The organism is Occallatibacter gabretensis, assembly GCF_001449115.1.
GTDB classification, from domain to species: Bacteria; Acidobacteriota; Terriglobia; order Terriglobales; family Acidobacteriaceae; genus Telmatobacter; species Telmatobacter gabretensis.
Genome location: NZ_LAIJ01000009.1, coordinates 1,296,837 through 1,312,299, shown reverse-complemented (window position 1 = coordinate 1,312,299; position 15,463 = coordinate 1,296,837). Strand labels below are relative to the sequence as shown.

Annotated in this window: 12 protein-coding genes; 6 read left to right on the top strand and 6 right to left on the bottom strand. The window is 55.4% G+C overall.

Annotation, left to right across the window (positions count from 1 at the left end):
• Window positions 1-16 precede the first annotated feature (16 nt).
• Complete coding sequence (locus tag VO84_RS11765; protein ID WP_058187793.1) at window positions 17-1,198, bottom strand: tyrosine-type recombinase/integrase; 1,182 nt, start codon at window positions 1,196-1,198, stop codon at window positions 17-19.
• A 15-nt stretch (window positions 1,199-1,213) separates the two neighbouring features.
• Complete coding sequence (locus VO84_RS22175) at window positions 1,214-1,459, bottom strand: helix-turn-helix domain-containing protein (protein ID WP_082661920.1); 246 nt, start codon at window positions 1,457-1,459, stop codon at window positions 1,214-1,216.
• A 258-nt stretch (window positions 1,460-1,717) separates the two neighbouring features.
• On the opposite strand from VO84_RS22175, the gene VO84_RS11755 reads away from it, so the two are divergent.
• The 5 genes from VO84_RS11755 (at window position 1,718) to VO84_RS11735 (ending at window position 8,703) form a co-directional block, all read left to right on the top strand.
• The gene (locus VO84_RS11755) at window positions 1,718-3,115 is read left to right on the top strand and encodes a 3' terminal RNA ribose 2'-O-methyltransferase Hen1 (RefSeq protein WP_058187791.1); all 1,398 of its coding nucleotides are present in this window, start codon (window positions 1,718-1,720) and stop codon (window positions 3,113-3,115) included.
• On the top strand, window positions 3,108-4,058 hold the full coding sequence (locus VO84_RS11750) for a nucleotidyltransferase domain-containing protein (RefSeq protein WP_058187790.1): 951 nt from the start codon (window positions 3,108-3,110) through the stop codon (window positions 4,056-4,058). Before VO84_RS11755 ends, VO84_RS11750 begins: the two co-directional genes overlap by 8 nt.
• Window positions 4,048-4,809, top strand: coding sequence for a nucleotidyltransferase domain-containing protein (locus VO84_RS11745; protein WP_058187789.1), 762 nt, complete (start codon window positions 4,048-4,050; stop codon window positions 4,807-4,809). Before VO84_RS11750 ends, VO84_RS11745 begins: the two co-directional genes overlap by 11 nt.
• A 15-nt stretch (window positions 4,810-4,824) precedes the next feature.
• On the top strand, window positions 4,825-7,380 hold the full coding sequence (locus VO84_RS11740) for a polynucleotide kinase-phosphatase (protein ID WP_058187788.1): 2,556 nt from the start codon (window positions 4,825-4,827) through the stop codon (window positions 7,378-7,380).
• A gap of 126 nt (window positions 7,381-7,506) precedes the next feature.
• Entirely contained in the window at window positions 7,507-8,703 is a 1,197-nt protein-coding gene (locus VO84_RS11735; RefSeq protein ID WP_058187787.1) for a Fic family protein, read from the top strand.
• A gap of 27 nt (window positions 8,704-8,730) precedes the next feature.
• On the opposite strand, the gene VO84_RS11730 is transcribed toward VO84_RS11735, so the two are convergent.
• Together VO84_RS11730 and mobF are read right to left on the bottom strand one after the other, a co-directional pair.
• Entirely contained in the window at window positions 8,731-8,961 is a 231-nt protein-coding gene (locus VO84_RS11730) for a helix-turn-helix domain-containing protein (RefSeq protein WP_058187786.1), read from the bottom strand.
• Window positions 8,962-9,112: 151 nt separating this feature from the next.
• Window positions 9,113-11,839 carry a MobF family relaxase gene (gene mobF, locus VO84_RS11725; protein WP_058187785.1) on the bottom strand — a complete coding sequence of 909 codons (2,727 nt, stop codon included), beginning with the start codon at window positions 11,837-11,839 and terminating at the stop codon, window positions 9,113-9,115.
• Window positions 11,840-12,182: 343 nt separating this feature from the next.
• On the opposite strand from mobF, the gene VO84_RS11720 reads away from it, so the two are divergent.
• Window positions 12,183-12,407 carry a helix-turn-helix domain-containing protein gene (locus tag VO84_RS11720; protein WP_058187784.1) on the top strand — a complete coding sequence of 75 codons (225 nt, stop codon included), beginning with the start codon at window positions 12,183-12,185 and terminating at the stop codon, window positions 12,405-12,407.
• 222 nt (window positions 12,408-12,629) lie between these two features.
• On the opposite strand, the gene VO84_RS11715 is transcribed toward VO84_RS11720, so the two are convergent.
• Both VO84_RS11715 and VO84_RS11710 read right to left on the bottom strand, forming a co-directional pair.
• The gene (locus VO84_RS11715) at window positions 12,630-13,700 is read right to left on the bottom strand and encodes a PDDEXK nuclease domain-containing protein (protein ID WP_058187783.1); all 1,071 of its coding nucleotides are present in this window, start codon (window positions 13,698-13,700) and stop codon (window positions 12,630-12,632) included.
• A gap of 442 nt (window positions 13,701-14,142) precedes the next feature.
• Window positions 14,143-15,303, bottom strand: a complete 1,161-nt coding sequence (locus tag VO84_RS11710) for an IS481 family transposase (protein WP_058187782.1) — start codon at window positions 15,301-15,303, stop codon at window positions 14,143-14,145.
• Window positions 15,304-15,463 lie beyond the last annotated feature (160 nt).

Genomic DNA, 15,463 nt, shown 5'->3' with positions numbered 1-15,463 from the left:
CACTGATTCAGCCCTTCTACGGAAGGGCTGTTGTGCTTAATGCCTCCCTTCTCGATTCCATCGTTTCGCCGAATGCCAGCCCAACGACCTGGCTGTTGGCTTTGCGTTTGGAGTCGTTCATCGCTCGTCCATAGATGTTCATCGTCGTCTGGATGGAGGCGTGTCGCATCAGCTCCTGCTGCACCTTCATGGGAGCGCCTGTCTCGTCCAGCCAAGAACGGTAAGTGTGGCGGAACGTATGCCACCCGATGCCGTCCGGCAGGCCGATGAGTTCGGCAACCCGGTGGAGTTGATGCTTCTTGAGGCTTTCCTGGTGGAAGGGCTTTCCGGTCTGCGGATTGGCGAAAACCCAATCTGCATCGCTGGAATATGCGCTGAAGGTCCGCCACTCCAACAGCAGTCCTTCAAGACGCGGATCGAGCGGAACGTAGTCCTTTGAATATTCCGTCTTCACCGCATCTACCCTTCCGCTGACAACGCTGCGCTGAACCATGAAGGTGTGCGCTTCAAAATCGAAGTCGCCCCACTGCAGGCCAAGGATTTCGCTGATGCGAAGCCCCGTACACTGCGCCACCATGACCATCGTTCGGTACGGCTCCGCGAGATGCTTGAGCATCTCGAAGAACTGAGCCACTTCGAGGATCTGAGGCCGCTTCAGCCGCTTGCTTGCATTCTTGACGCGCACCAAAGCGACGGGGTTTTTGCCGATCTCGATTACTCCCCATCGTTCAGCGCATTTCATAACCAGGTGCATCAAGCTTCGGATGTGGACCTTCGACTTGGGTGCCAGCGGCAGATCGCGCAGCCACTGCTCCATCGCCATCGGTTTCATCCTGTTTATCGGTTGATCGCTCCAACGCGGCCCGATGTGTTTCCGAATGTTCGAGAGATGCGACCTCTGTGTAGAGTGTCGCTCTGGCAACTCATGCTCGATATACCTATCGAGCAGAGCCCCGAACGTCGGAGCTTCCATCTCAGCGCGTGGAGCTTCGTCGTTGAGCCGCATGAGAAGAGCTTGCGTTGCCTTCCGTGCGTCGGCCTCGGTCCGGTAGAGAGCTTGATCCCCAAGGATGACGCTCTGCCTGATCCGTTTGCCAACCGGGCTGGTCTCGTAATAACGAAACTCCCACACGTCGGTGCTCCGCTCGCGCTTCCGTAGCCGCAGACTGCCATATTGAAATCGTGTCCGAACAAACATGGATATTCCTCCTGTTTAGTTGCGGACACAAGTGGTACTTAAAGCGTACCGCTCGGCAGTGTCGGAGTCGAGTGTGGAAGAGAAGCTATCGTGGCGACCTTCGAGGTCGGAGGCGTGAAAACGCCACAGCTTCCCGACGCGGTAGCCGGTGACACGACCGCACCGCGCGAGGCGTTGAAGGGTCTTGGGATGAATGCGAAGGATAGCGGCGGCTTGATTGCTATCCAGGAACGGTTCAGAAACAAGCTTGAATTCGGACATTGCTCGTACGCCTCCTGAACACACAATGGAACGTGCGTTTGGATTTGTCTATGGGCTGGCAAGGCGGCGAGGGCAGAGGTCTTTGGCGCTCTGGAGTCGTTACAGTCGCTACAGTGTCTTCTAAGGAATTCATAGGAACTCTACGGACACGATTCGCCTGTGGAAAACCAGCAAAAAATAGTTGGTGACGAGTCTTGCATGATGGTCGAGAGCCGGGATCTTAGCGTGGTTAGCCTTGTCACGTAAACTTAGTTCTCAATGCTCCTAACAGTCTCCACCACGCATCAGCCGGCAACCGATCTCGGCTATCTGCTCCACAAGAACCCGGCGCGTCTCCAGACGGAAGAGCTTTCGTTTGGAAAGGCCTATTTGTTCTATCCCGATGCTTCCGTTAATCTCTGCACGGCAGCTCTGCTGGTCGAGATTGACCCGGTGGCGTTGGTACGCGGTCGAGGGCCAGCCGGTGAAGGCGGACAATTAGAGCAGTACGTGAATGACCGTCCGTATGCTGCGAATTCTTTTCTCAGCGTCGCGATGGGCCGGATATTCAGCACAGCAATGAGCGGGCGGAGCAAAGATCGACCCGAACTGGCGGAGACGGCAATTCCGTTGACTGCCCATCTACCGGTCATCGCTGCCCGTGGCGGTGAAGATTTGGTCAAGCGTCTGTTCGAGCCGCTGGGCTACTCCGTAGAAATGCAGGGCTCACAGCTTGACGACAAGTTCCCTGAATGGGGTGCGGCCCCCTATGTCGCATTGACCATCGCAGGTACTGTTCGGCTGCAGGATTTGCTGACACACCTCTATGTCCTGATTCCTGTCCTCGACAATGAGAAGCACTACTGGGTGGCCAGCGACGAGATCGAGAAGCTGCTGAAGCGTGGTGAAGGATGGCTCGGCAGCCATCCCGAAAAAGACCTCATCGTCTCGCGCTACCTAAAACGCCAACGGAGCCTCACACGAGAAGCACTGAGCCGATTGTTAGCAGAGGATATGCCGACCGATGAAGCGGGCGAGTTGCCTTCGCTTGAATCGCCTGCGTGGGAACGCGCACCTTCCCTGCACGACCAGCGGTTGCAGACGGTTCTGTCGGTCATACGGGAGACAGGTGCGAAGCGCGTTGTTGATCTCGGATGCGGTGAAGGCAAGTTGCTGAAACTGCTTCTGTCGGAGAAACAGTTCGAAACCATCCTTGGCATGGATGTGTCCTGGCGTTCTCTGGAGACGGCGAAGGAGCGCCTGCGATTGGATGAGCTTCCAGATCGGCAGCGCAGTCGCGTCGAGTTAATCCAAGGATCGCTGACCTACCGTGACGAGCGGCTGAATGGATTTGAAGCAGCCGCCATCGTGGAGGTAATCGAACATCTGGATGTGTCCCGTCTCGCCACCTTTGAACGCATCGTCTTTGAGTTTGCCCGACCGACGCATGTTGTCCTGACCACTCCAAATGCGGAGTACAACACCGTCTTTGAGACTCTTCCAGCGGGCGAGTTTCGGCATGGCGACCATCGCTTCGAGTGGAAGCGTCCTGAGTTTGAGGGCTGGGCAACTGGAGTTGCAGAGCGGTTTGGATACGCAGTCCGATTCGAACCAGTAGGCCCAGTCGATGCAGAACGAGGGGCACCAACGCAGATGGCGGTCTTTTCAATTGCATGAGAAAAACAAACTTTCGGCCAGCTTGATCGTTCCTATCGGAACGCAAGTGGTGGTGCGCAAAGCTATTACCGTCGGCTTGACTGAAGCGAATTCTCAAGGTGCTGTTGGAGAAATCCTCTCTTATCCAGCGGACGCTCAGCACGCATATCGGGTCCGCTTGGTTGACGGCTCAGAGATCAGCCTCCACCGCCACCACTTTTCCATTCTCAAACAGGTCAAGACTGGACCGCTCGTAGATTCGCAGGCAGCTCATGCAGAACACGAGTTAGACCAGTACGTGATTTATCGCTGCGTCGTTGGGTCCCAAGCTTATGGACTGAACCGCGAAGGTTCAGATGTAGATCGTCGGGGGATTTACATTCCGCCAGCAGAACTTGAATGGTCAATCTACGGAGTTCCTGAGCAAATAGAGAGCCACGAATCAGAAGAGTGCTATTGGGAACTCAAGAAATTTCTCGTGCTCGCCCTAAAGGCGAACCCGAACATTCTCGAATGCTTGTTCACTCCCATGATCGAACAAAGTTCTGAGATCGCAGACGCTATCCTGGCGAAACGCCATATTTTCCTCTCGAAGCTGGTTTATCAGACATACAACGGATACGTAATGTCGCAGTTCAAGAGGCTGGAGCAAGATCTCCGAGCGACAGGAGAGGTGAAATGGAAGCACGCAATGCACCTTATTCGGCTGCTCCTCCAAGGGATAAGCGTTCTAACGGAAGCCTATGTTCCTGTGCGCGTGTCAGAACACCGCGAAATGCTCCTCGCAGTGCGCGATGGTGTTCGAGGGTGGGATGAAGTGAACGCATGGCGCTTGTCACTTCATAAGGAATTCGAATCGGCATTTCGATCGACCCGCCTTCCGGAATCGCCCGATTACGTAGAGGCGAACCGGCTTTTGGTCTGGGCTCGCAGAAAGATGGTAGAGGTGAAGCTTGGTTCCTGAGCAAGTAAAGGCCGCAGCTCGTGAGCATCGCTATCCACTGCTCTTTGCCACCGTGAGTGGCGCGCATCTCTATGGATTTCCATCACCCAATTCGGATTGGGACTTAAGAGGCGTCCATATTCTTCCTGTGGAACAGGTTGTTAGTCTGCTGCCTCTGGAAGAGACAATCGAAGTTTCTCAAGACAATGAGATTGAACTAGATCTAGTCACGCACGATGTCCGCAAGTTCATCAAGTTACTTTTACGTCCGAATGGTTATGTGCTCGAGCAGTTGCTATCGCCGATCATTGTTCATACAACCGCCGAACATGAGGAACTGAAGCAGCTTGCGCCAGCCTGTATAACGAAACATCACTTTCACCATTACCTTGGCTTCGCTGAGAACCAGTGGAAGCTGTTTCAAAAAGAGGAGCATCCCAGAGTTAAGCCTCTGCTTTATACGTTTCGAGTATTGCTCACAGGGATTCATCTCATGCGATCTGGTGAGATTGAGGCTAACCTCGGTTTGCTCAATGAGATTTATCGATTGCCATTCATTCCGGATCTCATTGCTCGCAAGCTGGCAGGGGCGGAGCAACAAACACTAAATCGAGGCGAAATCGACCAATACGAGGGCGAATTCCATAGTTTGCGCACGCGCCTTATCGAAGAAGCCTCCATTACCGCTCTGCCGGAATCCCACACTGCTCAACCCGCACTGAACGATATTCTTGTCAGAGTGCGACTGGCCTCCCTAGCCAAAAGGCCATAGAAAGCAAAACCGTCCATGAAGATCAGCGTTCCCGAACTGTCTCTCGTGCTTTTGGTCGGCCCCTCCGGTTCCGGCAAGTCTTCGTTCGCACGAAAGCACTTTCTTTCCACAGAAGTTGTCTCCTCTGACTTCTGCCGAGCACTCGTCTCTGATAACGAGAACGACCAGTCTGCTACCGGAGATGCCTTCGATCTACTGCATGAGATTGTGCGTAAGCGGCTCGCTCGTGGTCGTCTGACGGTAGTCGACGCAACGAATGTCCAGCCCGAGGCAAGGAAGTCTCTGATCGCACTGGCAAAGGAGTTTCATCTCTTCGCAGAGGCAATTGTCTTCGACCTCTCGGAGCGCGTATGTCAGGATCGCAACGTGCTCCGTCCTGACCGGCAGTTCGGGCCGCATGTCATTCGCAACCAGTCGCAGCAGCTCCGCCGTTCCCTGCGCGGGTTGGAGCGAGAAGGCATCCGCCACGTCTTCAAACTCTCAAGCCCTGAGGAAGTGGACGCCGTAACGATTGAGCGCCACCAACTTTGGAATAACAAGAAGACCGAGCACGGCCCCTTCCACATCATCGGTGATGTTCATGGGTGCTTTGATGAGCTTGTCGAACTGATGGCGCAGCTCGGCTACACCGTGAATCGAACCGATGATGTGTATTCGGTGTCATCCTCGGGCGACCGCAAGCTCGTCTTCGTAGGCGACCTTGTAGATCGTGGTCCAGGAACAGTTCAAGTTCTTCGTCTCGTATCCAGCATGGTGCAGTCCGGCCAAGCGTTCTGCGTTCCGGGCAATCACGACATCAAGCTCGTACGCGCGTTACGAGGCAAGGACGTGAAGCGCACACACGGGCTTGCAGAGACGATGGAACAACTCGGCAATGAGTCGAATGATTTCCGCGTCGAAGTTGCCAAATTTCTCGATGGCCTCGTTAGCCACTACGTTTTCGACGACGGAAAGCTAGTTGTTGCCCACGCTGGCCTCAAGGAGTCCATGCACGGTCGTGGGTCAGGAGCAGTGCGGGAATTCGCCCTCTTTGGTGAGACAACCGGAGAGACGGACGAGTTTGGCCTTCCCGTTCGCTACAACTGGGCAGCGGACTATCGCGGTAAGGCTCTGGTGGTTTACGGACACACCCCCGTACCCGAGCCGCTCTTCCTCAATAATACGGTCAACATCGATACCGGATGCGTCTTCGGGGGCCAGCTCACAGCGCTGCGCTATCCCGAGCGCGAGATCGTGTCCGTCAAAGCGCATCAGACATACTACGAACCTGCCCGTCCCTTCTTGCCTGAAACGACCGAGACTAAGCGGCCCTTGCAGCACGCCCAGGACGATGTGCTTGACCTTGCAGATGTAGTTGGCAAACGTCTCATCGACACGCGGTTGAAGCCGAAGATCACGATTCGAGAAGAAAACGCTATCGCTGCGCTTGAGGTCATGAGCCGGTTTGCGAGCGACCCCAAGTGGCTTATCTATCTTCCGCCGACAATGTCACCCACAGAGACAAGCAAGCACGAGAACCTGCTCGAACATCCCGACGAGGCATTCGCCTTCTACCGCAAGGAAGGCATCGCAACCGTCATCTGCGAACAGAAGCATATGGGCTCCCGCGCTGTCGTAGTTCTTTGCAAAGACGAGGCCGTCTCGCAAAAGCGCTTCGGTGTCGTACAAGCATCACTCGGAACGGTCTACACCCGCACCGGTCGCCGGTTCTTCACCGATGAGGCATTGGAATATCAGTTCCTAGCCCGCCTGCAATCAGCAGTCAAGAGGTCTGGTCTATGGGATGAACTCGCCACAGACTGGCTCTGCCTGGACTGCGAGCTGATGCCTTGGTCTGCGAAGGCGCAGGAGCTGCTCCAGAAGCAGTATGCGCCTGTCGGCAATGCAGGCGTCCATGCTCTTCGAGCTGAGAGCGAACTCATCAATCAAGCTGTGCAGCGCGTCTCTGATTTGGGAGCCCTCTCTGGGCAGATGACTGCACGCCTCGATGCTGTTGAGCACTACATCCAAGCCTATCGGCAGTATTGCTGGCCGGTCGGCTCATTAGGCGATCTCAAACTCGCACCGTTCCATATTTTGGCAAGTGAAGGCGCAGTTCATACAGACAAGCCGCACACTTGGCACATGGAGACGATTGCTAGGCTCTGCGCTGCGGATTCGGAGATATTGTTCGCTACTCCATTCAAGGTTGTTGATCTTCAAGATGAGGCGAACACTTCGGATGCAGTTGCCTGGTGGACGGAGATGACAGCTCAAGGCCGAGAAGGCATGGTTGTGAAACCTCTCAACTTCATCGCAGAGGGCAAACGTGGCATCACCCAACCGGCCATGAAGTGCAGGGGTGCTGAATACCTTCGCATCATCTATGGCCCGGAGTATCTCCTCCCCGAGAACCTCGAACGGCTGCGTTCGCGGAACGTCGGAGCCAAGCGTTCCCTCGCCAGCCGGGAGTTTGCACTTGGCATAGAGGCGCTTGAGCGATTCGTTCGCAAGGAACCACTACGCCTTACGCATGAGTGCGTCTTTGGAGTTCTCGCGTTAGAGAGCGAGCCAATCGATCCGCGACTTTAGGCCGTTCCCCTACAAGCTTGACCTCGCCCAAGATCGGCCACAACATCGGCCAATGTTAGCGAACAGAGTGGCGTATTATCAATGGATACAGGGTGTTTCTCCTGGATAACTTCGGCCATTCATCCCATGTCAGACATTGAGACTACAAGTCGAATCGAACCGGCTCTCATTGACGAGCCCTCATCCGCTATTGCGGACGTTGTTGCAGATCTGACAGCCGCCGTATCCATCCTCGGTAAATTTTTGCATCCCCTCACAGCCGCGAATTTGGCCGATGCTGTACGCATCATGAACACCTACTACAGCAATCTGATCGAAGGGCACAATACACGGCCACGCGACATAGAACGCGCTCTATCGGGCGAGCTGGATCAGAATGAAGAACGCCGCAACCTGCAGATCGAAGCGGCGGCGCATGTCCGAGTGCAGTCAGAAATCGACCGAATGTTTCTCCAGGGTACCTTGCCCCCCGCGACATCCGCTGGATTCGTTCAGTGGATTCACAACGAGTTTTATCGGGATGCTTCCTCGGCGATGCTCACCCTTAAGAACGAAAAACGGGAAATCGTGATGGACCCAGGCCAATGGCGTTCGAGGCCCGAACACGACAATGCGGTGGGTCGGCATTTGCCGCCTTCCAGCGAACGCGTGGCGGACTTCATGCGGTATTTTGAGCAGCGGTACAGCCTATCTCAGCTTGGAACAGCCGGCCGCATCACGGCCATCCCAGCCGCGCATCACCGTCTGAATTACATTCATCCATTTCCTGATGGGAATGGGCGTGTGAGCCGTTTGATGAGTCACGCAATGGCACACCAGATAGGCATCGGAGCGCACGGGCTTTGGTCAATCTCGCGTGGCCTTGCACGAGGACTTGAGAGTCGAGGCGAATACAAAAGCATGATGGACTTGGCGGACATGCCACGACAGGGGGACTTGGACGGACGAGGAAACCTTTCACTGAAGGCGCTGAAAGACTTTGTGCTTTGGTTTCTTCGAGTCTGCCTGGATCAAGTTCAGTTCATGTCAGGGCTGTTCGACCTGAATGAGTTGAGGCTAAGACTTCGGACCCTTGTTCAAAGAAGTAACACTCTAAAGCCGGAAGCTGCCGCTCTCTTGGAAGAGGCGCTTATGCGGGGTGAATTTGAAAGAGGAGAGATTGCGCGCATCACAGGCCTTCCAGAACGTACCGCGCGTCGCATTCTCGCTGACGTGACAGAGCTTGGATTGCTGGCATCTTCCACGCCAAAGGGTTCCGTCTCACTTCGCTTCCCAGAGAGCGCACTGGAAGAACTATTCCCAAGACTGTACCCGCAAGTTTGACCGACAGAGCTCAGAACCAACCAGAGATCAAATGCTAGTCGTAGCGACACCGTCATACAGCCCATTCAAAGGCACGACTCGTACGGCGACATCCGCCCACAAGTCGCGAGCTTGGAATCTCCATAGCTTGCCAACACGGTAGGCGGTGATGCGCCCCGAACGTGCCAGCCGCTGCAATGTCTTTGGGTGGACACCAAGCATCGCCGCTGCTTCGTCGGTATTCATGAATGCTTCGCTGGATATAAAAGGACTTGGCATGGCCTATTACTCCCTATATCCACAATGCCGCGAACTACGGGGCTTGTCCAGAGGGCTGCGACTAGCAACGGATTACTCAGAGCTGCACACGAGCGCAATGCGTTGCTCAGCATTGCTAGGCAATACACAAAATATTTCTTCGCGAGAAACGTTACAAACCCAATCCCATCTCAAACCCGATCTCTGGGGTCTTGATGGGAAGCTTGATCTCCGGCTTGGGGCTTTGGGCGATGTCCTGATTGGGCGAAACCTTTTGTTTGGCTATGTCGTTCGCTAGTTCAATCGCAGAAGGACGCGCCATCGAAACACCCAGCGATTCGCCCAAGCGCTCTACGTCCGACGTGACGATAGAAATGCCCTCGCGTCCACGCGACGCGGCGACGTAAAAAAGCTCCTGCTTCATTACGTCCGCAGAGACGATGACATGATCGACAGTCTTGCCCTGGCTCCGGTGCGCCGTAATAGCATAGCCATGCGTGAACTCACGATAATTTGCCGGTACGCTTCGACCGTCTTCCAAGTTGATGATGCCTCGCTCTACGCTCCGAACGGTTGTCAGCTCTCCGTTCGTTGCTCGGAATCCCGGCTCTTTACGATTGCCCATCAGCAGCAGCTTATCTCCGGCAGCAATTTCAATCTCTGTGCGCTCATGCACGGAGAACGATCTTGCCTGTGTGAGACTGACGGACTTATCTTCACCACGCTCGTTCATCGTGTGGATGCTGGAGCCGGATACGTTAGTCACCGTCAGCGCCTCATACTTCTCAATTCCATGTGAGGCACGATGGAACACCAGCACCTGGTCAGGTTGATAGTTCGAGATGTCCTTCTTCTGCGCTTCCGTCCACTGCAACGGGATATGCCGGTGAAGCGTGTCACCGTCGCACAGGACAGCTCTCTGCTTCAGATCTTCACGGATAGCGTGTGTCACTCTCCCGATCTCTTCATGCGTCGGCGCAACGACAAGCACCTTGCGGTTCTGCCCTGCCGTCAACGCTCGATACACGTCGGCCACGGCTTGTGCATGCTCCACATACGGCACCTCCCGCACGGCTCCCATGTCTTGCAGCTTGGCAAAACCTTGATCGGGCGATCTACGAAAGGTTTCGATGGCATCTCGATACTCAAGGTTTGACTGGCGTTGAATGCCCGCCAGGGAAACACTGGTCATGTGCGATTCGCGCTCCAGAATCCGCAGAGCATCGGAAGACTCGACACTCTGTATTTGGCGTGTGTCACCTGAGAACAGAATCCGCGCATCCTCACGGCGGGCTAGGTCGAGCAGCCCTTCCATCTGCCGACCCGAAACCATGCCGGCCTCGTCTACGATCAGCACATTTCCGCGAAGGCTTTGCTGCGCGGTCTGGTCCTCCAGTAGTCGCGAGACGGTCATCGAGTTTCCAAAACCTACCTTACGCAGTTCCTCGACAGCACTCCGCGTCGGAGCGACTGCCAAGACCTCATGTCCCGCAGCGTGCAAGCCGCGATCAATTTCCTGCAAGGTCGCCGTCTTCCCGGTGCCTGCGGCACCTCGCAAGTTGATTGCGAAATCTTGAGACGCAAGTATCGTCTCGACAGCGTGACGCTGCTCGGTCCGAAGGCTCACCTTCGGCTCAAAGTGGTCGCTGCCACCCAGCGCCGGGTAGCGATGAATGCCTTGATCGACGACGGCAACCATGCTGCGCTCGCGCTCAAGACTTGCTTGAGTCGCGACGTTCCCGCTCATCTGAAGCAGCTTGCCCCGCGATACCTCGAACTCATAGCTGCCATGCAAGTCGCCAAGGTCGAGATTACCCCTGCCGTGACGCAGGGCCTCCGTCATCAGCTCGTGATCTTTGGAAACTGTCTTGCGCTCAAAGAGGTGTTCCTCCGCGTGCTGTAGGGATCGGGCAGCAGAGGCGCGTTCAGGAACGAGCGGTTGGCCACGCTCGATAGAAGTCTCCCGAAGACCGATTAGGTTGGTATGCTCCTGTGACGAGATGCGATTTACCTGCAATCGGTGAACCTCCGCCGAGCTAATCTCATGTAGCTTGTCCGGGCGAGATTCCCGCACAAGGACGGCGACTTCGTTGTCCGTAGGCTGCCGTCCATGCTCCGCCGTAAACTGCCGGATGGATTCATCCCGTTGCTCGCTCCGCTGTGAGTAACGCTCCAGTACATCTTTGGAAATGCCTCCGATCTCGAATCCGTTATGGGCCCCCTTTGCATTCCGCTGACTCTCAATCTCGTATCCAAGCCCACGCACCTCCCGCGCTAGCTCGTTCCGATAGACCTCAGTGATGTAGGCACGGCGCTCATATACCCCTGACGCCTGGAGCGCCTTCCATCGTCCCTCGACTCCGTCGTAGCTCAGGTTCGCGGCGACCGCGTGTGTATGAAGCTGGGGATCAAGCAGACGGCTGCTGTCGTGCGTATAGGCCGCGATGACGAGATTCCCCGTCTGACGGTCATGGTTCGCCCCGTCCAGACGCACCCTTGTGCCCGCATAGCGCTCCGCCTCCTGCAATGCCACATTCACTGCGTGACGGTGTGCTTCCAGCAACCTGTCATCGCCACCGACGAGAGCTTGGACTGAGACAGATTTTGGAGCCGAAAACGTAAAGTCATAAAGCGAACGCGCCTTGCTTTCGACCTCGCCATCAGTAGCAATTCGATCCGCGCTATGGCGCGGACGGAGGAACTCACCTGTCTCGGGGTGGAGCCCCTCACGAACGGCTTCGAACTGCTCATGCGTTACCGTGCCATTCAGTCCGAGCAACTCCGCTCCTCGACCGTGCCACTCGCCCTGCACCGTTCGGTTCTGATCGAAGTAGTCGCTGTGCTCCAAATGCTTCTGTGCGTAGCCAGCTCCGCCCGTCATCGCCCGAATCGTCAACATAAGGCGACGCTACGGCTGTTCGAAATTGCAATGCAAGCTCGGTGGATTGTCTGGGCGATGCTCCACATTCGACCTGACCGCTGAGTTGGGCGTCTCCAATTTCGGCGACTATTTAAAGATATGGCCCTATCTTTAAATAACGTGGTTCGCTATTAAGCCTTCGCGTGTCGGGTGAAAGCTCTGCGGCGGACGGTACGGCCTTTGGTATGAGCATCTTGGGCTTCTTATTCCTGGGAGGAATAACGGAAGTCGCAATAGTCATTGGACAAAATCCTTAACCTTCGAAGAAGCTAAAGGTGAGGGATTTTGAACGAATGGCCCCTCCCACCAAGGGAGATACACAATGGACTTCGCAAAGAAACCACCCGCACGAGTTTCGGCAATCAGTGACTCACGGATCGAGCCGCTGATCGACACGGAAGAAGCCGCAGCACTCCTCAGAATTCACCCCAAGACCCTCCAGCGCATGGCACGACGAGGTGAGGTGAGGGGTTACCAGCTTGGCAAGCTCTGGCGTTTCCGTGCCTCCGATCTCGTCAAGATCATCTCCGTCGAAGTCGCGTCCTGACTGTCTGAGTTGCGTCACAATATTGGCCAGACGATGTCTGGCTAATCCAAGATTGCGTCCACATACATCCCCTTTGCAAGATCCCAAGCAAACGTCAGACAACGGCTGACGATTCCGGCACCCTCCACATCGCCCAGATACCGTCTGGGTCATTCAGCAGAGGGACAATTGTCCAGACGCTGTCTGGACAATTGCGGGTCCCTGCTTTTGACGCCAAACGCGCTAAAGTTTCTTCGTATGCAACGGACGTTTTCCGAGACGAGGTTTCGACTCGATAGCATTCTGTAGATAAAACTCATGCAATTTGGCTTGGAGCAGCTTCTTGTCGGGTAGTTGCGTCTCGTATTGCGCTATCAGCGTTGGGGACAAGCTGCGGCTGAGCGAGTATTCGACGACTTCGTCGTTCTTGCTTGCACAAAGCAGAACGCCGATGGATGGCTGCTCATGTGGTTTGCGAACGTCCCGATCCAACGCCTCCAGGTAAAAGTCCAGTTTGCCGAGGAACTCCGGCTCGAACTCGCTGACTTTCAACTCGATGGCGACCAGGCAGTTTAGCCCTCGATGGAAGAAGAGCAGGTCGAGCGCGAAATCCCGATTGCCGACCTGAAGAGGGTACTCTGAACCTACGAAGCAGAAGTCTCGTCCCAGCTCGATGAGGAAGTTCTTCAGTTTATCGAGTAGACCGCGATGCAGATCCGCTTCGGCGTGGCTTGCCGGTAGGTCGAGGAACTCGACTGCGTACGCATCTCGAAAGACGTTGATTGCGTCTGGATATCTTTGTGTCACCAGTGGTGTCACTTTAGGCGGATGCAGGATGACGCGCTCGAACAAGGCTGAATTGAACTGACGTTCCAGTTCTCGCCTGCTCCATCGCTCCCGAATGGCCATTCGGATATAGAACTCGCGCTCTTCCACGCGCTTGCTCTGCCCCAAGATGATGAGATGGTGCGACCACGGCAATTGTGTCACCAGTGGTGTCACAATCGATTCTTCCTTATAGGCCTCGTAAAACTGCCGCATTCGGAACAGATTCCTGCGAGTAAATCCACGCAGCCCTGGCTCAGTTCGCGCGATGAATTGAGCCAACCGATCCACAACCCCATCACCCCACTCCGCAGTTTCGATCTTCTTGCTAATCGTGGCACCGATATTCCAATAGAGATCGATCAGGGTTGTGTTGACTGCTTGGAATGCCTTCTCTTTGGAGGCGGCAATCAGCTTGGCCACTTCGGAGAACGCCGCTTCGTCTTTCTTTGTTACTTTCAACTTCGATGATGGGGGTTTTGAGGGCATCGCTCGTTTCCAATCTCCATCATAGACAAAGGGTCGCACCATTTTCCCAACATGATTGGCGGGAGTAGGCATCCTCCCGCACTTCGATCCTACGGCTCTCCGCTTCCCATCTCTGCGGGCCGTTCCTTCCCGCAACGCCCTCCCTGAAATCCGGCGCGCTGACGCGCGCGAATAAGGTAGCCAAACCTCGCTGAGGTGAGCGAAGCGGGACAGTGTTTACGTTTTAGACCGGGGGAGATGGTTTACAAGCCCCTTGCGGAGGAAGTGGCTCTGGTTCAGGGTTATGGCTGGCTAGGCCCGGTCTTAATAAGATATCTCGTCGCCGTCGAAGCGTTGGGAATGTGGGAATCCCGAAGGGATTTCCAAGAGGAGTGGAAAGGGTGGAAAACCGGCTGTATGGTTTTCCATGCTTTCCACTCCTCGGCATTTCCAACGCTTGCTTTCATGGGCGAAGCCCGGGCCGAAATCGCATGTCGTCGACATTGAACTCGCCGACTTCCAAAGAGCAGAAATACACTCGGTAGAAGTTCTCCTCAACTTTTTCAAGCGCAATATCTTCACCACGGAAGACCTCGCTGATAAAGACCCTGCTCTTATGCCAGCTGATGTCTCCCGCATCGTTCACGCGCCGTGTCTGGAAGTGAGCTGGGTACTGATGGGCCTTCGTGTACCGTGGCAGGAGCCGCGAGCTCGGGACGTAAATGCTGCCTGGAGTCTCGTTCCCCAAAGCTTCATGAGGACGCTCATGGTTGTAGACACGAACGAACTCATCGAATCGCTTCTGCTGCGCATGGAGTGTCTTTGCCGACGGGTTGGTCGTATCCTGCTTGAGCGTGCGGTGCATGCGCTCATGGCGGCCGTTCTGCTGCGGCTTGCCTGGTTGAATGCGCTCATGCACGATCCCAAGCCTCACCCAGCTTAGGGACAGCCGCGACAATCCCATCACACCTAATCCAGAGAATGGATTTCCGTTGTCCGTCCGAATCCGTTCGGGAACACCGTACTCGCGCATGGCGGCCTCGCAGATCGCAAGGACGTGCGCAGTATCCATGCGAGCCACTGCCTGACAACGGATCAGATAGCGACTGTAGGCATCGGTGATCGTGAAGGGATCGCATCGGTTCCCGTCGCCAGTGCGGAACCATCCCTTGAAGTCCATGCACCATAGCTGGTTCGGAGCGGTGACCTCGGCGAAGGGTTCTGAGTACGGGGTCGTTCTACGTCTCTTGCGAATAGGGTTGGTGAGTCCCGCCCGGCGCAGAATCTGACCTACGGTGCTTGCCGCCGGCCACACGACGTTCGGGTTGATCTTCTCCAAACGAGCCTTCAGCTTCCGCGCTCCCCAGGATGGAAAGCGCTTGCGCAATGCAAGGATCTCGTTCTCGACCTCCAACGACGTTGCGTGAGCACAGCCGTGGGGCTTGCGCGAAATATCCAGCAAGCCTTCCGGCCCGACTTCGTTATATCGCTTGATCCACTTATATGCGGTTGGGCGAGAGATGCCGTACTCGTGGCACAGGTCCGTAACAGACATCTCTTCCTTCTGATAACTCGATAAGAACTGCAAGCGCTGATCCACAATACGACTCTCTTTCCAAGGCATGAACGTATCTTCTTGCGTTCAACCAATGCTTAAGAGCCCTCAGACCTCCGTATCTGTAAACGATGTCTCCGGTCTTTCGTGTAAACCATGTCCTCGGTACCTACTGAGGGCTCTGCCCTGGCGCAGCGCAAGGGGTTTCCCAACAGTCTTCCGCGCTGCG

What these genes read in the sequence shown, in the direction of transcription:
- mobF (WP_058187785.1), bottom strand. Translation starts at nt 11,839, where the DNA reads ATGTTGACGATTCGGGCGATGACGGGCGGAGCTGGCTACGCACAGAAG.
- VO84_RS11720 (WP_058187784.1), top strand. Translation starts at nt 12,183, where the DNA reads ATGGACTTCGCAAAGAAACCACCCGCACGAGTTTCGGCAATCAGTGAC.
- VO84_RS11765 (WP_058187793.1), bottom strand. Translation starts at nt 1,198, where the DNA reads ATGTTTGTTCGGACACGATTTCAATATGGCAGTCTGCGGCTACGGAAG.
- VO84_RS22175 (WP_082661920.1), bottom strand. Translation starts at nt 1,459, where the DNA reads ATGTCCGAATTCAAGCTTGTTTCTGAACCGTTCCTGGATAGCAATCAA.
- VO84_RS11740 (WP_058187788.1), top strand. Translation starts at nt 4,825, where the DNA reads ATGAAGATCAGCGTTCCCGAACTGTCTCTCGTGCTTTTGGTCGGCCCC.
- VO84_RS11755 (WP_058187791.1), top strand. Translation starts at nt 1,718, where the DNA reads ATGCTCCTAACAGTCTCCACCACGCATCAGCCGGCAACCGATCTCGGC.
- VO84_RS11730 (WP_058187786.1), bottom strand. Translation starts at nt 8,961, where the DNA reads ATGCCAAGTCCTTTTATATCCAGCGAAGCATTCATGAATACCGACGAA.
- VO84_RS11715 (WP_058187783.1), bottom strand. Translation starts at nt 13,700, where the DNA reads ATGCCCTCAAAACCCCCATCATCGAAGTTGAAAGTAACAAAGAAAGAC.
- VO84_RS11710 (WP_058187782.1), bottom strand. Translation starts at nt 15,303, where the DNA reads ATGCCTTGGAAAGAGAGTCGTATTGTGGATCAGCGCTTGCAGTTCTTA.
- VO84_RS11735 (WP_058187787.1), top strand. Translation starts at nt 7,507, where the DNA reads ATGTCAGACATTGAGACTACAAGTCGAATCGAACCGGCTCTCATTGAC.